The sequence below is a fragment of the Methylophilus sp. DW102 genome, assembly GCF_037076555.1.
Classification (GTDB): Bacteria; Pseudomonadota; Gammaproteobacteria; order Burkholderiales; family Methylophilaceae; genus Methylophilus; species Methylophilus glucosoxydans.
Genome location: NZ_AP029023.1, coordinates 611,247 through 629,911 on the forward strand (window position 1 = coordinate 611,247; position 18,665 = coordinate 629,911).

Consider the following 18,665-nt stretch of genomic DNA (forward strand, 5'->3'; position numbering starts at 1 on the left):
ATGAATGTCGTGCTTGAGCTGATTCAGCAATATGGCTTGCTGATTGTGTTTGCCAGTGTATTTCTGGAGCAGATGGGCTTGCCTTTACCGGCCTATCCCACCTTGCTGCTGGCCGGAGTCTTGATCGGCAATGGCCAGTATTCCTGGGCGGCCATGTTGCTGGTGGCACTGGTGGCAGCCTTGCTGGCCGACTCCATCTGGTACCGCGCCGGGCGCAAATATGGCAAGCGCGTCATGGGCAAGTTATGCAAAATATCCTTGTCGCCAGACACCTGTGTGCGACAAACCGAGGCGCTCTACCTGAAATTTGGCCCGCTCGCGTTGCTGGTCTGCAAGTTTATTCCGGGCTTTGCCTCTATTTCGAGTGCGCTGGCCGGATCATCCGGCACGCCTTATTGGCTGTTTGCGCTCATGGATGGCCTGGGCGCGCTGCTATGGTCGGGCTCCGCATTGTGGTTGGGCAATCTGTTCAGTTCTGCCATTGACGAGCTGATGCTGACGCTGGTCGAAATGGGTAAATGGGGCACCGGGCTGGTTTTACTGCTGTTAACCGCGTTTATCGCGGTCAAATGGTGGGACCGGCAACGCTTTCTCAAAAGCCTGCGCATGGCGCGTATCAGTGTCCAAGAGTTGCATACACTGATCGCCAGTGATGCGGCGCCGATGATTCTGGATACGCGTGCCCCGCACTTGATAGAAGACGGCTGGATTCCGGGGGCACAGTTTGTCACGCTGGAAGATGTGGACCAATTGACGCTGGATATTGATGAAGATGCGCCCGTCATTTTGTACTGCTCCTGCCCGAATGAGGTCACCGCAGCCAAAGTGGCAAAAAAACTGATTCGTCGTGGCTATCGCAATATTCGCCCGTTAAGCGGCGGCATTGATGCCTGGCGGGATGCCGGTTTTGCCATCACCGCAGCAAAGGACGCGCATGTTTAATGTGGTAGGGATTGCCCTCAAACGGCCCTACACCTTTGTGGTGATGGCGCTGCTGATTCTGATTTTTGGTACTTTGTCTGCCCTGCGCAGCCCGGTGGATATTTTTCCGGATATCCGCATCCCGGTGGTAGCGGTGGCCTGGCAATACAATGGCTTGCCGCCAGATGACATGGCGGGCCGCATCAGTACGCTATATCAGCGCAGCCTGACCACCACCGTCAACGATATCGAGCATATCGAGGCCAATTCATACAATGGGTTTGCCATCGTCAAAATCTTTTTCCATATGGGCGTCAATATCGCCACCGCCAATGCGCAGGTGGCGGCGATTTCGCAAACAGTGACGCGGCAGATGCCCGCCGGCACCACGCCGCCGTTGATTCTTAACTATAACGCCTCCACGGTGCCCATCTTGCAGATTGCCTTGTCTGGTAAAGGGCTGACCGAGCAGAACCTGGCTGACCTGGGCCTGAATGCCGTGCGTATCCGGTTGGTCACGGTGCCCGGTGCGGGCGTGCCATTTCCCTATGGCGGCAAAAGCCGGCAGATCCAGATTGACCTGAATCCGGCCGCGTTGCAGGCCCGTGGCTTGTCGGCACAGGATATTGCCAATGCGCTGGCTGCGCACAATATGATCGTACCGGTGGGGACACAAAAAATTGGCAGCATTGAATACACGCTGAACCTGAATAATGCCGTCACTCAAATTGACGAGCTGTCCAATATCCCGGTCAAGGTGGTCAATGGCGCCACCGTGTACATGCGTGATATCGGTCAGGTACGTGATGGCAACCCGCCACAAACCAATATCGTGCATGTGGATGGCAACCGTTCGGTGCTGATGACCATACTCAAAAACGGTGCCATCTCGACGCTGGATATTGTCGATGGTATCAAGGCCAAACTGGAAGAAATCAAGCCGGCCCTACCTGAGACGCTGGTGGCAACCCCGATCAACGATCAGTCGCTGTTTGTGCGCGCGGCGATTGAAGGCGTGGTGTTTGAAGGCGTGCTGGCGGCGGTGCTCACTAGCCTCATGATCCTGCTTTTTTTGGGCAGCTGGCGCTCGTCACTGATCATTGCCACCTCCATCCCCTTGTCTATTCTGGGGGCGGTGATGGGGCTGTCGGCCATAGGCGAGACGCTCAATATCATGACCCTGGGCGGCCTCGCCCTGGCAGTAGGTTTGCTGGTCGATGAGGCCACCGTGACCATTGAAAATATTAACTGGCACCTGGAGCAAGGCAAGCCGGTCGAGCAGTCCATTCTCGATGGTGCCGCACAGATTGTGACGCCTGCATTTGTGTCGCTGCTGTGTATTTGTATCGTGTTTGTGCCCATGTTTTTTCTCGAGGGCGTATCGCGCTTTTTATTCGTGCCCATGGCCGAAGCCGTCATGTTTGCCATGGTCAGCTCGTTTATTTTGTCACGGACCCTGGTCCCGACCATGGCCAATTACTTGCTCAAACCACATGTCGCAGGTGAACACCGCCCAGCCAGCCGCAATCCGCTGGTCAGGTTCCAGCAACACTTTGAAACCCGCTTTGAGCAGCTCCGGCAGGGCTATCATGGCTTGCTGAGCTTGGCGATTGCCCACCGCCGACTGTTTATGATCGGCTTTATGTTGCTGGTCATGCTGTCATTTTTATTATTGCCCGGGCTGGGGCGTAACTTTTTTCCGGCGGTGGATAGTGGCCAAATCCTCATGCATGCCCGCGTACCGGTGGGCACCCGTATTGAAGACACCGCCAACCGTTTTGCCCGGATACAGGCAGCCATCAAACAGGTTATCCCGCCGGAGGAAATCCTCACCATTGTCGATAATATCGGCATGCCGATCAGCAGTATCAACATGACCTACAACAATACCGGCCTGACCGGCGCGCATGATGGCGATATCCAGATCGCGCTCAAACCCGAGCATGCGCCGACAGCAGATTACATCCGTACCCTACGCGAAGTGCTGCCCAGGCAGTTTCCGGATACGACCTTTTCATTCCCGCCAGCGGATATTGTCAGTCAGATACTTAATTTTGGCTCACCAGCCCCGATTGACATCCAGATTCGCGGCGGCAAGCTGGCCGAAGATTTTGTCTATGCCAACCAGTTGCTGGCGCGCATCCGCGCCGTGCCCGGTGTGGTCGATGCGCGTATCCAGCAGTCGCGTCGGCGTCCCGGTTTTGACATTACCGTCGATAAAACCCGTGCGCAGGAGCTGGGCATCAGTACGCGCGACGTCACCAATAGCCTGGTGGTGAACCTGGCGGGCAGTTCGCAAGTCTCCCCGACTTATTGGTTGAACCCTGCCAATGGCGTGACTTACCCGATTGTGCTGCAAACCCCGCAATACCAGCTCGATAGCCTCAACACGCTGGCCAACCTGCCGATAGGTGGCGCGGATGCGCCGCTGCAGACATTGGGTGGGTTGGCAACATTTAAACGCAGTGTCGGCAATGCCGTCATCAGCCAATATGATATCCAGCCCATGGTGCAGATTCATGCCAGCACGCAGGATCGCGACCTGGGGGCGGTGGCTGCCGATATCCGCAAGATTCTGGAGGACACGCAAGCGCAAGTGCCTAAAGCCGCCAGCGTGGTGATGCTGGGCCAGGTGCAGACCATGCAAAGCGCATTTACCGGCCTGTTCTTTGGGCTGCTGGGCGCCATTGTGCTGATTTACCTGCTGATTGTGGTCAACCTGCAATCCTGGAGTGACCCGTTTGTGATTATTTCAGCTTTACCAGCGGCGCTGGCCGGTATCGTCTGGATGCTGTTTGTGACCTTCACGCCTTTGTCGGTGCCCGCCCTGACCGGCGCCATCATGTGTATGGGGGTGGCGACGGCCAATAGTGTGCTGGTGATCAGTTTTGCCCGCGAACGGCTGGCCGTCTTGCAAGATGCGACTGCTGCGGCGCTGGAGGCGGGCTTCGTCCGCTTTAGGCCGGTACTCATGACCGCGCTGGCCATGGTCATCGGCATGACCCCCATGGCTTTGGGCCTGGGCGAGGGCGGCGAGCAGAATGCACCGTTGGGCCGGGCTGTGATCGGTGGCCTGCTGTTTGCCACCGTCGCCACCCTGCTGTTTGTACCCGTTGTCTTTAGTGCGATTCATCAAAAACGACAGGCTTCCCCTGAGGCAAGTGTTTCAGGGCCAGTCAGTGATTCAGGAGACCCTATCCATGAGTAATCCACCCACGGCCAGCCGGGGCCTCAAGCTGGCGGGCCTGATCTTGGCCCTGATCGCCAGTGGCATTGTGATTGCGGGCATCAGCAGCCGTCACAGCCATGACGCCAGCGTCAAGGCCTGGACCGACCAGCAGTCGATTCCGACGGTCAGTATCCACACGCCTGCACAGTCTGACCAAGGGGGCAGCCTGATCTTGCCAGGGCGATTTGAGGCCTACGCACGAGCACCGATCTATGCGCGCGTCAGTGGCTATCTAAAATCCTGGAAAGCCGATATCGGCACGCGGGTGAAAAGTGGGCAATTGCTGGCCGAGATCGAGACGCCGGATCTGGATCAGGAATTGTTGCAAGCCAAAGCCGATCTCGCCAGTGCGCAAGCCAATGTGGCACTGGCAGAAACCACGGCCAAGCGCTGGCAGGAGATGCTAAAAACGCAGTCGATTGCCCGTCAGGCGGTGGATGAAAAAGTGGGAGACTTGCAAAGCAAGCAGGCGATCGTGAAGGCGGCCGAAGCCAATGTCAACCGGTTGCTCGCCCTCAAAAGTTTTGCCCGCATCGTGGCGCCGTTTGACGGCTCAGTGACAGCGCGCAATACCGACACTGGCGCGCTGATTAATGCGGGCAGTAGCAGTGCGACGGTATTGCCGCTATTTGAAGTGTCCAACACACGCAAGTTGCGCCTCTATATCAATGTGCCACAAAATTATGTCGGTCAGATCCGGACCGGTGACAAAGCCAGGTTTACCGTGCCGGAAGCCGCGGGTGAAGCGTTCGAGGCCACGATACAATCAACTTCAGGTGCCATCAATGCGTCCTCTGGTACAACGCTGGTACAGTTACTGGTGGATAATGCGGCGGGCCGTTTTTTGCCCGGGGGCTTTGCCAATGTCAATCTGCTATTCAATGATGCTGTCGCGCGGCTGAGCATTCCTGCCAGTGCACTGATTTTTGACCAGAATGGCCTCAAGGTGGCTACCGTTGGTAAAGATCGCAAGGTGACTTTAAAAACGATTACCATTGCGCGTGACCTGGGTAAGCAACTGGAAGTGCAGTCCGGCCTGACGAGCACGGATATGGTGGTAGAGAATCCGCCAGATGGTCTCAACGATGGGGATCAGGTCAATATTGCCATGAGGGCCGCAGCGGAAAAATGATGATGGCGTAAATCTGCCAATCCAGTTTATCCGAGCCTGGAAAGGCTAGCGAGTAAACACTAACCAGCCGCTTAATGCTGCCGCAGAGACCGCCAGGAACAAGTTGACCGCCGGTGGCAGCCAGTAAACGTGGCCACGTGGTTTTTCCTGTGTGCTGAGTGATTGGTAAAACAGCAGAAACTGGATGGCAGACAAGATTGCCGTACAGGCCCCCAGCAGAATAAATCCAACCCCGAGATAGAGCGATAACATGCTTTGGGAGGGCGACACTGGCTGACCCTGTGCCATGAGCTGCATAAATAAGCCAAAACGCTCAATCACAAACCCCAGCCCCATCAGGGCAATGGCTGAACGTTGCCAGGCCAGCAATGTCCGTTCTGCCGCAAAATAAACCCGTGGGTCATCGAGGTAAGACATGTGCTGGATTCTCCTGTTTCATGATGTCACCATTCACCGTGGCTTAGGTCTGTCGCTGGGCCATGATCACGCCTGGCACTTGCTTGAGCCTTGCCAGCAAGTGCTCTAGCTGGTCGAGGTCAACCAGTTCCACCGTAAAGTGCATGAGCGCCACATGGTTGCGGCTGAGCGTGTTCGCTTTTGTGGTATTGATTTTTTCACGCGCAAACAGCTCGCTGATGTCACGCAACAATCCCTGACGGTCATTCGCTTCCAGCACAATATCCACTTCGTATACGCCAGATTGTTTATTGCCCCATTGCGCATTGAGCAGACGGTTGTGGCGTGTCTGGTCGAGCCGCGTAATAAACGAGCACGCCTGGCGGTGGATGGTCACACTGTGGTTGCGCGTCAGATACGCGACTATCGGTTCTGGCGACACCGGCTTGCAGCATTTGGCCATGGTGGTTTGTACATTGCCTATGCCTTCAATCATAATGCCCGCATGGTTCACCTGAGAGGCGCTGGGGTGCTTGATGATGGCTGGCGCATTGCCTTGCGCAACCGGTGTCAATTCCCCCTGAATGGTGATGGCAATCTGGTGTTCGCTGATATCGCCGCGGCCAATCGCTGCCAGGCAATCTTCCAGTTTCTGGAACTGCAGTTTTTGTGCTACTTTTTCAAGCGGCAGGCTGCTGGCTCCGGCCCGGTGTAACTCTTTGTCCAATTTAGCCCGGCCCTGGGCGACGTTTTCTTCAAAATGCTGGTATTTAAACCAGTGGCGAACCTTGGCGCGCGCACTGGCACTTTGCAAAAAGCCGAGCGCAGGGTTCAGCCAGTCTCGGCTGGGGGCGCCATGTTTGGCGGTCAGGATTTCCACCCGCTGGCCGTTTTCCAGCTTGGTATGCAAGGGGACGATCTGTCCGTCGATTTTCGCGCCGCGGGTACGATGACCCAGGTCTGTGTGTAAAGCGTAAGCAAAGTCTATGGGGGTGGCGCCTTTGGGCAAGTCCATGACTTTGCCTTGTGGTGTCAACACGTATACTTTGTCCTGCAATAACGCATTGTTGAATTGCTCCAGCAAATCACCGTGATCAGCGACCTCATCCTTCCAGGACAGGATCTGGCGCAACCAGGCAATTTTTTCGTCGAATTTCGCGTCCGATTTCCCACCTTCCTTATAGCGCCAATGTGCGGCAACGCCCAGCTCGGAATGCTGGTGCATTTCAAACGTGCGGATCTGCACCTCCACTGCAAGGCCACGAGGGCCGCTGACAGCGGTGTGCAGTGACCGGTAGTTGTTGCTTTTGGGGCGGGCAATATAGTCATCAAACTCACCGGGAATCGGTTGCCACAAGTGATGCACCAGGCCAAGTGCGGTATAGCAGTCTTTCACATCTTGCACCATGATGCGTACCGCACGCACATCATAGAGCTGGTTAAATTGCAGATGCTTGCTACGCATTTTTTTCACGATGCTGTAGATGTGTTTTGGCCGCCCGCTCACTTCCCCCTGGATGCCCGCTTGGGTCAGTTCATGCTGCAGCTGCTGCACGACCTCTGCAATATACTGTTCACGATCCACGCGCCGTTCGTCCAGCATTTTCGCGACTTCTTTATACAGTTGCGGTTCGAGGTAGCGTAAGGATAAGTCTTCGAGCTCCCATTTGAGTTGCCACACGCCAAGGCGGTTGGCCAGCGGGGCAAAGATACTCTGGTTCTCGCGGGCAATCTGCACTTGTTGCTCTGGGCTGGCGCCAGACAAATGCCGTAATAACTGGGTACGCTCTGCCAGCTTGATCAACACGACCCGGATATCTTGCACCATGGCCAATAGCATTTTGCGCAGCGCTTCCAACTGTTGCGCGCGGTCATTCTGTTTGTGGTCCGCTTTGGCGTCCGCATGGTGCAAGCCATCCATTTCACTCAAGGCATGGATCTGTGACATGCGCGAAATACCCTCTATCAGACTGACAACGCACGGATTGAAGCGGGTAGATAAGTGGACGGACCAGTCATCAAGAAAGTCTGGCGCGGCATATAGAATGCAGGCAGTCAGGCTGTCTGCATCCATGTTGATATCCGAGAGGGTAGAGGCCGTTTCTAAGGCATGTTGCAATAGGGGGTAACGGTTGATGGCATGGTGTTGCGCATAGAGCGACGCTGCCAGCTCAGCCGCCTGCCGTATTTGTGTCAATTCATCAGCCGTAAACCGTTGCACTAAGGAATCCATCCACAAACTGAGTGCCTGTGGATCAAGTACAGTGGGCGTGTGAGTAGAGCGGTGACCAGAAACCATGCCCTATTATCGCCGCTATCCCCAGGCAGCGTAAAGATAAAACGCGTCCTGACGCATGGATCAGGACGCGTACCCGCAGCGGAAGGTGGTATCCGCTGCCAGGGTTGAATGGGCATTAAGCGATCATACTAATGCCAAGCACCGTTGCCAGCGCAATGCCGATGGCCAGCAGCAGGAAAATAAAGAAAAATACCTTGGAGATGGTGGCCGCGCCCGACTCAACGCCTCTAAACCCCAAGAGCCCGGCGATAAATGAAATGACCAGAAACAAGAGTGCGTAATAAAGCATGTTCGACCTTTCCCAATTGGTTAAATACATGCTCATGATAAAAAAAGCCTGGCATGCGCACTATCAGCCTCTGTCGTGACTGCCAGTCAGAAAAGGCTGACGCAGCGCGCAGTCGGATCATGCGTGATTGACAAGTATAAAAGTGCTTGGCGAGCGTCAAAATGCGCGTATATTATTTCAAATCAAAAATAGGCAAGTCCGCCAGTGTGAATGGCGGAGTGCAAATGAGTTAACCTGCAGGAGGGCGCAGTCATGGGCGGGATCAAACAGTGTCGAGCAGCCTGGCTGGTCACAGGAAGTTGCCTGTTTAGTCTTTGGTGGCCGGTCTCTTTTGCACTGGCTTCCAGCGATAGTGCCAAAGTGATCAGTGCCATGACGGTGACTGAGGATAAGCACGGTAGCAAATCCACAAGCAAGCCTGCCGTCATTGCGCTGGTGAATCTGGATGAAGTGTCGCCTGACTGCCAGCAGCAAGTCACCATGGCCAGAATCAAAACCGTGGCCTATAGTGAAAGTGGCATGACGCCTGAGAAAATCAAGTTTGACTGGCAAGGCAATGCGCTGGATGTGGCCACCAATGTCGGTGAAAACCCGGTATTGACGCTAGAAGAGATTCAGGCCGCCCACCAGTTTATCCGCGTCGGCAAGCAGTACCTGATTCATTTTCAGCTGTGTTCTGATGGTCAGCAACGCAGCCTGATTAATTTATATGCCACGCTGAATCCGCCGAGTCGGCCAGCACGTAAAATCAAATCGTAAGATCGTTCTCCCTATCAAGATGGAGCATGATGCCAGGGTGGGTTGGATGGCCAGCAACCGCTCGCTTTCAGCCCATACTGTTCCCAGCATAGTGCATCAGACCTAGCGAAGTACGTAATGCCTTAGCTCAGCTTGGTCGGGCCGCCAGCGTCTGGCCGTTGAAACCGCACCCTCATCAACGTGCCTATGCCCTGTGCGCCAGCGCTAACGGTGATGCTGGCACTATGCAGCGCCACAATCTCCTTGACGATGGACAAGCCCAAGCCACTGCCTTCCTGTGAATGGTTGAGCACGCGGTGAAAGCGTTCAAACACCATGGCATGCTCTTCTTCCGGGATGCCGATACCGTTGTCTTCCACCTGGATTTCCGTCCATTTTTCCTGGGCAATCACAGACAGCGTCACCTTGCCCCCTTCCGGCGTGTAGCGAACCGCATTGTCCAGCAGGTTGACCAGCAGAATCTTCAGGCGTTGCTTGTCGGCATGGATAGTGAAGTCTGGCAAAGGGCCAGCACCACTGGATTCCAGCCCCAGGTCTATATTTTTTTTCAGTGCAAAATGAATCACTTCCACGCAGGCATCTTGGGCCAGGGCCAGCAGATTGACCGGTTTGAGCGCAATCACGTTGGCGGCTTCAGGCTGGTTATTTGACAGCCGCAACAACTGGTTGACGATATGTGTGAGCTTGCTCACGCTTTCGCTAATCATGCCCAGCTGGTGTTGAGACTGGTCCTTGGCCTGCTCATGGCGCAATGCCAGCTCCAGTTGCGCCTGTATGCCCGCCAATGGGGTACGCAATTGATGGGCGGCATCGGCAATAAACTGGTTCTGCGCCAGGATGGCGTTATTGAGCCTTCCCATGAGCAGGTTGATCGAGTTGATCAACACCATGGCCTCTTCGGGTACGTTGTTGAGCATGACCGGGTCCAGTTGCGTGCTGGAGCGTTTGGCGATCTCTTCGTTGAGCTCGTGCAGTGGCCGTAGACCCTTGGTCACCCCGGCTAACAGCATGACACTGCAGACCAGCAGCAGGAGCAACTGTGGCAGGACGATGGCAAAGAGAATCCGGCTGCGCAAGTCATTACGTTTGTGCACGGTTTCGGCAATCAACACAGAGTACATGAGCGGCTGGTTCTGATGATCGACGATCGTGCTTTTCTGATTAAGCAATCGCACGACCTCGCCATGCGCTCTGGCATAGCTTAAATGACGATGATTCAAGCTGTCCTTGTGGTTAAAGGGCAGTGTCGGGTCGCCACTTAAATAATGGCCTTGCGCGTCGTAAATCGCAAAATAGGTTTTATCATCCTTGTCAGAAAACAGCACTGTTTGTGATTCCGTGCTCATTCTGAAATTTTCCGGGCTCTTGCCGGATTCGCTGATCATGGCGATCACGTCATTGGCAATATCCTCCAGCATCTCATCAAACGATTGCTCAATAAAGTGGCTCCCCACCTTGTACAAAATGGTGGTGTCCAGCGGCACCAGGATAAACATGGGGATGGTCACCCACAAAAATAACTGTTTGCGCAGGGTGCGGCCCTGGCTCAATTTGAACAGTCGATTCATGGATTTTTTTGTTCCATGATATAGCCCAGACCGCGTACGTTGGAAATGCAGACCTCGCCGTCGCCCAGTTTTTTGCGCAAGCGGTGCACATAGACCTCAATCGCATTCTGGCCGATATCCTGTTCCCAGTTGCACAGGCTTTCAATCAGCGCCTCTTTGGTTACCAACTTGCCGCATTTATTGGCCAGGGTTTCCAGTAAGGAAAACTCGCGTGGCGACACACTGAGTTTCTCGCCCTTGAGGTGAACGCTATGCTCCTTGGTGTCCAGTTCCAGCGGACCTATCGTAATCTTGGAGGAGTAGTGCGCATTCACGCGCCGGATCTGGGCGCGGATTCTGGCAGCCAGCTCGGGCAGTCTGAATGGTTTGATCAGGTAATCATCCGCGCCCATGTCAAAGGCGTTGACGATATCATCCGGGTTGTCATTCGCTGTCAGCACGATGATAGGGACGGATTGTTTGCTGTTGCGCAAGCGCTGAATGACTTCAAAGCCGGTTAAAAACGGCAACCCCAAATCCAGTAACACCAGATCATAGGTTTGTGCTTGTGCCGCCAGTACACCGTCCTTGCCATTTCTGAACCAGTCAACCGCATAGGTTGCATTGACTAGCGATTGCACGACGGCATCACCGAGTACCACATCATCCTCAACCAACAAAATACGCATTCATCTGAGTCCTGCTTCAAGATGACTGCTAGCTTGCCTCATGCCTACTTACAGCTTGCTTACATCAATTTGGCCACTGAATGACTGTAAGTGTTTCGTAAGAATTTGACTGCATGATGACGCCGTAACCAAGATTGACCGGTAGGCGCAACAGCAAGGGCCTGCTGTTCTGACCAGATTGCTGTTGTCGAAAAATAAGGAGAGGGTGATGTTATTTATTGTGGATTTTGATGGCACCATTTCAAAGTCGGACACGATTGATGCCTTGCTGGAGAAGTTTGCCGATGACCGTTGGCAGCAGTATGAGCAGTCGTGGCTGGCGGGCGAGATCGATGCCGTCACCTGCATGAGCAACCAGTTGGCGCTGGTTGAAGCCGATCACATTGCCCTCGAAAGTTTTTTCCGCACCATAGAGCTAGACCGTAGCTTTTGCCAGTTTCATAGCTTTGCCCGCCAGTTTGCGCGTGTGGTGATTGCCAGCGATGGCCTGGATCATGCGATCAAGGTTTCCATGCAACATTCTGCCTTTCCTGAGCTACCGGTGTTTGCCAATCGCCTGAACTTTGAACCCAAAGGCATCCGCATGACTTTCCCTAACCGTCAGCCTGATTGTGCGGGCGGCAACGGCAATTGCAAATGTGCGATTGCCACGGCCCAGCGCGCCTATCCTGGCGAAAAAGTGGTGTTGATCGGCGATGGCAAGTCAGACGCCTGTCTGGCCAAACGCGCTGATGTGGTGTTTGCCAAAGGCTCACTGGTCAAGCATTGCGAAAAAAACCAGATTCCTTTTATTCCGTTTTCTACCTTTGACGATGTGGTGGCCGTCTTGCAAGACTGGCCCGAATGTCAGATTTCAACCACCCTTACCCACCAAACAGCCTAGTGAGGCGATTTCATTATGGACCAAAAAATTATAGAAATTCTCGATAAGAACAATCAGTACTGTTCACATGGTGACACGGTGAACTATGCCGATCCTCCCAAAGTGTTTGAGGGCTGTGATGGCAGCTTTTTGTATGACGAAAAAGGGGTGAAATACCTCGATTGGCAAATGTGGTATTCCGCCGTCAATTTCGGCTACAAAAACGAGCGCATTGCCAATGTACTGAAGAAGCAGATTGATACCTTGCCTCAACTGGCCAGCCAATACCTGCACAAGGAAAAAGTCGAGCTGGCAGAAATCATCTGCCGCTACATGGAAGAAAAATATGGGGTCAAAGGCCGCGTCCACTTCAACGTCGGCGGGGCACAAGCGGTTGAAGACTCCTTGAAAGTGGTGCGTAACCATACTGGCAAGACCCACCAGTTTGCATTTATGGGCGGTTACCACGGCCGTACATTGGGCGCCTCTGCGATTACTTCCAGCTACCGTTACCGCCGCCGGTTTGGCAACTTTTCTGACCGCGCGCACTTTGTGCCATATCCATACTGCTTCCGTTGTCCGTATGACATGAAAGTGGAAACTTGCGATACCTATTGCCACAAAGAGTTTGAAAAACTGTTTGAAACCGAATACCAGTCTTTCTGGGATGAAAAATCCAAACAGTGTGAATTTGGCGCGTTTTATATCGAGCCTATGCAGGGGACCGGCGGCTACATTATTCCGCCTGAGGGATATATGCAAAAGCTGCAAGCTTCACTGAAAAAACGCAATGTGTTGCTGGTGGCCGACGAAATTCAGATGGGCGTTTACCGGACGGGTAAATTGTGGTCCTGGGAAAACTTTGGCATCGTGCCGGATATTTTTGTGTTTGGTAAGGCGATCACCAACGGCCTGAATCCGCTGTCCGGCATCTGGGCGCGCGAAGAATTGATCTCGCCTGAAAAATTCCCACCAGGCTCAACCCACTCTACTTTTGCCTCGAATCCGCTCGGCACTGCCGTGGCGCTAGAAGTGTTGAAAATGACGCAAGAGTCAGATTTTGAGCCGCATGTACGTCAACGTGGTGCGCATTTCCTCAAACGTTTGCATGAGCTGAAGTCGCGCTGGAAGTGCGTGGGCGATGTCAGCGGTCTGGGCCTGGCGCTCAGAATCGAGTTGTGCGAGAGCGACGGTTTTACCGCAAGTCGTGCCCTGGCTGACCGCATGTTTAACGAAGGCCTGAAAGGCGATTTGCTGATCGGTGACAAGCAGTATGGCTTGGTGCTGGATATCGGTGGCTACGAGAAAAACGTGATTACGCTGGCGCCTTCGCTGATGATTACCGAGGAAGAAATCGACCTGGGTATCCAGCTGTTTGAAATGCTGCTCAAGCGTTGCGGAGCAGAGTAACTTGCTTGAGATGGAAGTGGTCGCTTACGATTTTGATGGCAGCATTCAGGCGCAGCTGGCCATGCTGAACGCGCAAGGGGTGCAGCCGGTGCTGCATGCCATGCGCCAGCATGAAACGGCGACGCGCCTGTGGGCTTCCGCCAAGGCGTTTGCCGCCATGGCCAGCCAGTTGCGGCCGCGCACAAGCCTGCCGCAATTTTCGCTGATTGGTTCCGGCGACTACCACCATATCTCACTGGCCTTGATTGCGCGTTTTGAAACGCCGTTGACGGTGGTGCTGTTTGACAATCATCCTGACTGGATGCAGCCACCGCATCAGTATCACTGTGGTACCTGGGTCTATCAACTGGCCCGTTTGCCACAGGTCAAGCGCGTGATCATCGTCGGCCTCGAAAGTGGCGATATTGATCACGATCAGTTTAAAAAAGGCGATGTAGAAAGCTTTCTGCAGCAAAAAATCATTTTGTTGCCCTATCGCAAGGTGCAGGTGAATGCGCCGCAGCCCCTGTTTTTGCACAGCAAGCTGGCGCAAGACCTGGCGACGGGGATTCAAGAGGTGCTGTCGTACATAGACACTGAGCAGGTCTATATCAGCATTGATAAAGACTGCCTGCAAGCGGCAGACGCCAAGACCAACTGGGAGCAGGGGAGTCTGCCTCTGACCACCGTTACCACCGTGATTCAGGCGCTCAGCCAGCATAAACAGGTGATAGGTGCGGATACGGTGGGCGACTTTTCGCCGGTGCGGTTCCGTTCACCACTCAAATGGATCGCCTCTTATTTAGACCGCAAAGTGCATCCGCGTGAGGCTGTGCTGGCCGCCGCCCGGGTCAATGCAGCCGCCAACCTGCGCTTGGTACATGCCCTGAAGGGGGGCGCATGATGATACATACCGGCGCATTATTTGTCGCAGCCGTCCTGCTGGATACGCTGGGCACCACCTTGTTTAAGCTGGGTGCCATGCAACCGGCGACCACGGTAGAAACTTCGCCGATGGCACTGTTGCGGTCTTGCCTGACCCGCTGGCATGTGCCGGCCGGCTTGCTGGTCTACGTGGTGGAATACGTGATCTGGATTACCTATTTGTCCGCCTCTTCGCTGAGCCAGGCTTTTCCGATGTATAGCATCACTATTGTATTGATCATGCTGGTGTCACGACTGGCGTTAAATGAACAGATTGGCATGAAGCGCTGGCTGGGGGCCTTGCTCATTGTGGCCGGCGTTGGGTTGTTAGGGAGCAACACATGAACACATTGCAACAACTGATAGGCGAAAACGGCTTCTGGCTGCAACAGTCAGAACACGCCGTATTACTGGTCCACGGTTTGACCGGCACGCCTGCAGAAATGAAACATTACGGCAAGCAAATCGCCCGCAAAGGCCTGTCTGTGGTGTGCCCGGTGCTGGCCGGGCATTGCGCCTCGGTGCAGGAGCTGAGCCGCACCCGCTGGCAAGCGTGGTTTACCTCGATTGAAACCGTCTTTCTCGAGATGCGCAAACATTATAAAAGCGTGTTTGTTTCAGGCCTGTCCATGGGCGCACTGATTGCCTTGCTGGTGGCTGCCAAACACGGCAAAGAAGTGGCTGGCGTGGTGCTGTTGTCGGCGACCTTTGTATATGACGGCTGGAATATCCCCCTGTTCAAGCAACGCTTTTTGTTGCCCCTGGTGCTGTATTCGCCCTTGCGCTATGTCATGCAGTGGGAAGAAACCGCGCCTTATGGCATCAAGTGCGAGCGTACACGCGCCATGGTGGCTGCCGTGCTTGAAAACAAGGATGCCCGTACCTCGGAAAAAATCGGCTATTTCAAGACCCCGGCGACCGTCATCTACCAGAGTGTCAAATTGATCCGCGCAGCGCGCAAGCAGTTGCCACAAGTGACGTGCCCGGTATTGATTGTGCATTCGACCGAGGATGACATGGCCAGCCTTAAAAATGCCTATCTGGTAGAAAAAGAAATTGCCAGCAAGCATGTGGAAACCTTTTATATCGGCGATACCTACCACGTGGTGACACTGGACAAGCGCAAGGATGATATCGCCAGACGCAGTGCAGAGTTTTGTTTGTCCGTGATTAACGCCTGATCACTAGAAGTGAGATAAGTAAGGAGTGCTTATGCAGAATACACAGAATACATTTGAAGTCGTGAGCGGCCTGATCGCCAGCAAGCTGGAGATAGACCAGAAGACGATTACACCGCAAAGCAAGCTGGTCGACCTTGGCCTGGACTCGCTGGATATTTTTGACATTATCTTCCAGGCTGAAGATCAGTATGGCATCAAGGTGCCTAACCCTTCAGAAGAGATTGCCACCGTAGAAGATGTGGTGCACATGCTGGACGACTTGCTCAAGACCGAGGCCAGCGCATAATGAGCATGCCGCGCCGGGTGGTGATCACGGGGGCGGGCATCGTTTCGCCGCTAGGCAACGATGTGACGACCTTTCAAAAAAACCTGTTGAATGGGGTGTCAGGCATTGGTGCGCTCAAGGCTGAGTTTGCCGAGCAACTCGAAACGCGGATTGCTGCCCAGTGCCAGTTTGAGCCAGAGCAGCATTTCAGCCGCCAGGAACTGGCCTTGCTCGACCGTGTCAGCCAGTTTGCCTTGCACAGTGCCGAGCAAGCCTTGCAGCAGTCTGGTATCGATTTGGCTGCCTTCAGTCCAGACGCGCTTGGTTGCTTTATCGGCACCGGCATGGGCGGCGCCGCCGCCACGGAAGAAGGCTATGCGCGCTTGTTCAAGCAGGGCCTGAACCGGCTCAAACCGTTTACAGTACTCATGGCGATGAACAGTGCCGCTGCTTCACAAATTGCGACCAAATACCAGCTCGCTGGCCCTAATCAAACCATTTCCACCGCATGTTCTTCTGCCGCGATTGCCATTGGTGAAGCCGCCAAACAGATTGCCTTTGGCCGCTGTGAAGCGGCGCTGGCCGGCGGCATTGAAGCCTTGCTCACCTTTGGCACCATCAAGGCCTGGGAGGCATTGCGTACCCTCGCCAAAGAAGACCCGCAAGCCGCTGCAGCCTCCTGCAAACCGTTTTCTGCCGATAGAACGGGCCTGGTACTCGGCGAAGGTGCAGCCGTGTTCGTGCTCGAAACCTACGAACATGCCAGTGCGCGCGGCGCGCATATTCTGGCGGAAATCGTCGGTTTTGGCACCTCGAATGACTTTAGCCATATGACCCAGCCTTCGGTCGAAGGTCAGGCCCTGGCCATGCAAAAAGCCTTGCAAGATGCCGGCCTCAATCCGGCACAGATTGGCTATATCAACGCACACGGTACCGGCACCCAGCTCAACGATGTAACCGAGACCCGTGCGATCAAGCAAGTGTTCGGTGAGGCAGCGGCGCAGATTCCGGTCAGCTCCACCAAATCCATGCATGGTCACTTGATGGGCGCTGCGGCCGCGGTCGAGTTGGTCGCCTGCATTGTCGCCTTGCAGCAAAACACCTTGCCGCCCACCATGCATTTGCACAGCCCGGACCCGGAATGTGATTTGAATTACGTGGCCAACCAGGCGCAACCCGTTCAGCATCTCGAGACTGTCATGAGTAACTCGTTTGCCTTTGGTGGTACCAGCGGTGTCCTTATTTTGAGAAAGATCTAATCATGCAAACTGCCTTATATATGGATTCCAACCTCAGTGCCGAAACGCCTGTGTTTGACGTCGAAATTGGCTACAGTGCCGCCAAGTTTCCCGAGGAAACCTGGAAAACGCTGTTAAAGGATGATCTCGAAGGCTACCGCTTGCATCTGGCGTTTGACTCCGCCAATGTGCAGGGCTTTAAAACCGGTTACCTGGCGGTCAAGAAAAATCAGGTCATTGTTTGCCTGGCGCCGTTTTTTATCACCGATTACAACCTGGATACCACGGTGCAAGGGCGCCTGAAACCTTTGCTGCAAAAAGTCCGCGAGCGTATTCCTTTCCTGATGCGGGTCAAATTACTTTGCGTCGGTTCGCCAATCACGGATGCCTGCAAAATGACCTTGCATCCTGACTATCCGTTTGATCCGGCCATGATGCAGGCCCTCAATGCGCAGTTGCAAAAAATTGCCGCCAAAGCCGGTGCCTCGGTGATTGCCTTTAAAGATGTACTGGCACGTGACCTGCAAAAAGTGGGTGCCCCGCTCAATGCGCTGGGCTACAGCACGCTCAGAAACATGCCGGTCGCGGTCAATCAGATCGCATTTGACTCGATGGAGGCCTACTTCGCCAGCCTGAGTTATGCCACGCGCAAAGACCTGCGCAGAAAGCTCAAAAAACGCTCGCAAATTGAAATCCGCGAAGTGCAGGGCATGCCGTCCAATCTGGACGAAATCTACCAGCTGTATCTCGAAACCTATGAGCGCAGCGAATTGAAGTTTGAAAAACTGACCAGCAGCTTTTTTGAGTTTGTGGCGGGCCTGATGCCAGAAAATACCCGCTTTGTGCTGTATTACCTCGAAGGCAAACTGATTGCGTTTAACATGCTGCTACACAACGGCCATACCCTGATGGACAAATACATCGGCATGCACCAGCCTGTCGCGGCGGAGCACAATATTTACTTCTTAAGCTGGATCTATAACATCGAGATGTGCCTGCGCGATGGCATCACGCAGTTTCAAAGCGGGCAGGCCTCCTACGAGGTGAAGAAAAGACTGGGTGCCGAGCTTGAAGACACCTATTTGCTGTTTAAACATACCAACCGCTTCCTGAATCAACCGCTGGCTTGTCTGGCCAAATTGCTTGCTTATGAAAACTTTGACCAGAACATCTAACGCCAGTGTCGTCTGGTTATTTTCACTGCTGATTTTCTGCGATACGTTTAGTCAGGTGTTATTCAAGATGGCCTCGCTGGAGGTTGGCGCGGCCTCATTGGAAAGCTGGCAGCGTTTTTTTGCCTTTGCCGGCTCACTGTTGCTGCAGCCTGCGCTGGTGGGTGGGGTGATGCTGCTACTGGTGGCATTTTGTTGCTGGATGCTGCTCATGTCTCGCACCGACCTCTCCAAGGCACATTTGATCTCTGGCATTGCCTATGCCACCGTGCCACTGGTCTCGGTTTATTTGTTTGCCGAGCATCTGAGCCCGGCGCAAATCATGGGCATTGGCCTGATCACCCTGGGGGCGACGATTTCCAGCGTGAGTTAG

18 protein-coding genes are annotated in these 18,665 nt (G+C 54.2%); 13 read left to right on the forward strand and 5 right to left on the reverse strand.

Features of this window, described 5'->3' with window-relative positions; genetic code table 11:
* From AACH41_RS02925 to AACH41_RS02935, 3 genes are read left to right on the forward strand one after another with little or no spacing between them, the layout of a single operon-like run.
* On the forward strand, nt 1-942 hold the full coding sequence (locus AACH41_RS02925; RefSeq protein ID WP_338656634.1) for a DedA family protein/thiosulfate sulfurtransferase GlpE: 942 nt from the start codon (nt 1-3) through the stop codon (nt 940-942).
* Complete coding sequence (locus AACH41_RS02930) at nt 935-4,129, forward strand: efflux RND transporter permease subunit (protein WP_338656636.1); 3,195 nt, start codon at nt 935-937, stop codon at nt 4,127-4,129. The genes AACH41_RS02925 and AACH41_RS02930 overlap by 8 nt, the downstream gene beginning before the upstream one ends.
* Nucleotides 4,122-5,282, forward strand: a complete 1,161-nt coding sequence (locus AACH41_RS02935) for an efflux RND transporter periplasmic adaptor subunit (protein WP_194749357.1) — start codon at nt 4,122-4,124, stop codon at nt 5,280-5,282. The genes AACH41_RS02930 and AACH41_RS02935 overlap by 8 nt, the downstream gene beginning before the upstream one ends.
* A 45-nt stretch (nt 5,283-5,327) precedes the next feature.
* Here the strand turns inward: AACH41_RS02935 and AACH41_RS02940 are convergent, their stop codons facing one another.
* The 3 genes from AACH41_RS02940 to AACH41_RS02950 form a co-directional block, all read right to left on the reverse strand.
* Complete coding sequence (locus tag AACH41_RS02940; RefSeq protein WP_194749358.1) at nt 5,328-5,699, reverse strand: DUF202 domain-containing protein; 372 nt, start codon at nt 5,697-5,699, stop codon at nt 5,328-5,330.
* Nucleotides 5,700-5,742: 43 nt separating this feature from the next.
* Nucleotides 5,743-7,977 carry a bifunctional (p)ppGpp synthetase/guanosine-3',5'-bis(diphosphate) 3'-pyrophosphohydrolase gene (locus AACH41_RS02945; protein WP_338656641.1) on the reverse strand — a complete coding sequence of 745 codons (2,235 nt, stop codon included), beginning with the start codon at nt 7,975-7,977 and terminating at the stop codon, nt 5,743-5,745.
* Between the two features lie 115 nt (nt 7,978-8,092).
* Nucleotides 8,093-8,266, reverse strand: a complete 174-nt coding sequence (locus AACH41_RS02950; RefSeq protein WP_194749360.1) for a DUF1328 domain-containing protein — start codon at nt 8,264-8,266, stop codon at nt 8,093-8,095.
* A gap of 252 nt (nt 8,267-8,518) precedes the next feature.
* Between AACH41_RS02950 and AACH41_RS02955 the strand changes: the two genes are divergently transcribed.
* Nucleotides 8,519-9,025 carry a hypothetical protein gene (locus AACH41_RS02955; protein ID WP_338656643.1) on the forward strand — a complete coding sequence of 169 codons (507 nt, stop codon included), beginning with the start codon at nt 8,519-8,521 and terminating at the stop codon, nt 9,023-9,025.
* Between the two features lie 122 nt (nt 9,026-9,147).
* Here AACH41_RS02955 and AACH41_RS02960 read toward each other — a convergent pair whose 3' ends face one another.
* Nucleotides 9,148-10,593 carry an ATP-binding protein gene (locus AACH41_RS02960; protein WP_338656645.1) on the reverse strand — a complete coding sequence of 482 codons (1,446 nt, stop codon included), beginning with the start codon at nt 10,591-10,593 and terminating at the stop codon, nt 9,148-9,150.
* The gene (locus AACH41_RS02965; protein ID WP_194749362.1) at nt 10,590-11,261 is read right to left on the reverse strand and encodes a response regulator transcription factor; all 672 of its coding nucleotides are present in this window, start codon (nt 11,259-11,261) and stop codon (nt 10,590-10,592) included. Before AACH41_RS02965 ends, AACH41_RS02960 begins: the two co-directional genes overlap by 4 nt.
* Nucleotides 11,262-11,469: 208 nt before the next feature.
* Here AACH41_RS02965 and AACH41_RS02970 point away from each other — a divergent pair, with 208 nt between their 5' ends.
* The 9 genes from AACH41_RS02970 to AACH41_RS03010 are packed head-to-tail and all read left to right on the forward strand — an operon-like array spanning nt 11,470 to nt 18,665.
* Nucleotides 11,470-12,144, forward strand: a complete 675-nt coding sequence (locus AACH41_RS02970; protein WP_194749363.1) for an MtnX-like HAD-IB family phosphatase — start codon at nt 11,470-11,472, stop codon at nt 12,142-12,144.
* 15 nt (nt 12,145-12,159) lie between these two features.
* Nucleotides 12,160-13,533 (forward strand): aminotransferase class III-fold pyridoxal phosphate-dependent enzyme, encoded by a 1,374-nt coding sequence (locus AACH41_RS02975; RefSeq protein ID WP_338656648.1) that lies wholly within the window; start codon nt 12,160-12,162, stop codon nt 13,531-13,533.
* A gap of 10 nt (nt 13,534-13,543) precedes the next feature.
* Nucleotides 13,544-14,416, forward strand: coding sequence for an arginase family protein (locus AACH41_RS02980; protein WP_338657570.1), 873 nt, complete (start codon nt 13,544-13,546; stop codon nt 14,414-14,416).
* Nucleotides 14,413-14,781, forward strand: coding sequence for an EamA family transporter (locus AACH41_RS02985; protein ID WP_194749366.1), 369 nt, complete (start codon nt 14,413-14,415; stop codon nt 14,779-14,781). The genes AACH41_RS02980 and AACH41_RS02985 overlap by 4 nt, the downstream gene beginning before the upstream one ends.
* Nucleotides 14,778-15,617: an alpha/beta fold hydrolase gene (locus AACH41_RS02990; protein WP_194749367.1), complete on the forward strand. Its 840-nt coding sequence runs from the start codon at nt 14,778-14,780 to the stop codon at nt 15,615-15,617. Before AACH41_RS02985 ends, AACH41_RS02990 begins: the two co-directional genes overlap by 4 nt.
* Before the next feature lie 31 nt (nt 15,618-15,648).
* On the forward strand, nt 15,649-15,903 hold the full coding sequence (locus tag AACH41_RS02995) for a phosphopantetheine-binding protein (RefSeq protein ID WP_338656652.1): 255 nt from the start codon (nt 15,649-15,651) through the stop codon (nt 15,901-15,903).
* The gene (locus AACH41_RS03000; protein WP_338656654.1) at nt 15,903-17,141 is read left to right on the forward strand and encodes a beta-ketoacyl-[acyl-carrier-protein] synthase family protein; all 1,239 of its coding nucleotides are present in this window, start codon (nt 15,903-15,905) and stop codon (nt 17,139-17,141) included. The genes AACH41_RS02995 and AACH41_RS03000 overlap by 1 nt, the downstream gene beginning before the upstream one ends.
* A 2-nt stretch (nt 17,142-17,143) precedes the next feature.
* Nucleotides 17,144-18,295: a GNAT family N-acetyltransferase gene (locus AACH41_RS03005; RefSeq protein ID WP_338656656.1), complete on the forward strand. Its 1,152-nt coding sequence runs from the start codon at nt 17,144-17,146 to the stop codon at nt 18,293-18,295.
* Nucleotides 18,270-18,665 carry an EamA family transporter gene (locus AACH41_RS03010; protein ID WP_338656657.1) on the forward strand — a complete coding sequence of 132 codons (396 nt, stop codon included), beginning with the start codon at nt 18,270-18,272 and terminating at the stop codon, nt 18,663-18,665. Before AACH41_RS03005 ends, AACH41_RS03010 begins: the two co-directional genes overlap by 26 nt.

Excerpts from the sequence above, each read along its gene's own strand:
- AACH41_RS03010 (WP_338656657.1), top strand. The coding sequence starts at position 18,270 with ATGAAAACTTTGACCAGAACATCTAACGCCAGTGTCGTCTGGTTATTT.
- AACH41_RS02995 (WP_338656652.1), top strand. The coding sequence starts at position 15,649 with ATGCAGAATACACAGAATACATTTGAAGTCGTGAGCGGCCTGATCGCC.
- AACH41_RS02960 (WP_338656645.1), bottom strand. The coding sequence starts at position 10,593 with ATGAATCGACTGTTCAAATTGAGCCAGGGCCGCACCCTGCGCAAACAG.
- AACH41_RS02980 (WP_338657570.1), top strand. The coding sequence starts at position 13,544 with ATGGAAGTGGTCGCTTACGATTTTGATGGCAGCATTCAGGCGCAGCTG.
- AACH41_RS03000 (WP_338656654.1), top strand. The coding sequence starts at position 15,903 with ATGAGCATGCCGCGCCGGGTGGTGATCACGGGGGCGGGCATCGTTTCG.
- AACH41_RS02955 (WP_338656643.1), top strand. The coding sequence starts at position 8,519 with ATGGGCGGGATCAAACAGTGTCGAGCAGCCTGGCTGGTCACAGGAAGT.
- AACH41_RS02990 (WP_194749367.1), top strand. The coding sequence starts at position 14,778 with ATGAACACATTGCAACAACTGATAGGCGAAAACGGCTTCTGGCTGCAA.
- AACH41_RS02935 (WP_194749357.1), top strand. The coding sequence starts at position 4,122 with ATGAGTAATCCACCCACGGCCAGCCGGGGCCTCAAGCTGGCGGGCCTG.
- AACH41_RS02975 (WP_338656648.1), top strand. The coding sequence starts at position 12,160 with ATGGACCAAAAAATTATAGAAATTCTCGATAAGAACAATCAGTACTGT.
- AACH41_RS02950 (WP_194749360.1), bottom strand. The coding sequence starts at position 8,266 with ATGCTTTATTACGCACTCTTGTTTCTGGTCATTTCATTTATCGCCGGG.
- AACH41_RS03005 (WP_338656656.1), top strand. The coding sequence starts at position 17,144 with ATGCAAACTGCCTTATATATGGATTCCAACCTCAGTGCCGAAACGCCT.
- AACH41_RS02945 (WP_338656641.1), bottom strand. The coding sequence starts at position 7,977 with ATGGTTTCTGGTCACCGCTCTACTCACACGCCCACTGTACTTGATCCA.
- AACH41_RS02965 (WP_194749362.1), bottom strand. The coding sequence starts at position 11,261 with ATGCGTATTTTGTTGGTTGAGGATGATGTGGTACTCGGTGATGCCGTC.
- AACH41_RS02970 (WP_194749363.1), top strand. The coding sequence starts at position 11,470 with ATGTTATTTATTGTGGATTTTGATGGCACCATTTCAAAGTCGGACACG.
- AACH41_RS02985 (WP_194749366.1), top strand. The coding sequence starts at position 14,413 with ATGATGATACATACCGGCGCATTATTTGTCGCAGCCGTCCTGCTGGAT.
- AACH41_RS02925 (WP_338656634.1), top strand. The coding sequence starts at position 1 with ATGAATGTCGTGCTTGAGCTGATTCAGCAATATGGCTTGCTGATTGTG.
- AACH41_RS02940 (WP_194749358.1), bottom strand. The coding sequence starts at position 5,699 with ATGTCTTACCTCGATGACCCACGGGTTTATTTTGCGGCAGAACGGACA.
- AACH41_RS02930 (WP_338656636.1), top strand. The coding sequence starts at position 935 with ATGTTTAATGTGGTAGGGATTGCCCTCAAACGGCCCTACACCTTTGTG.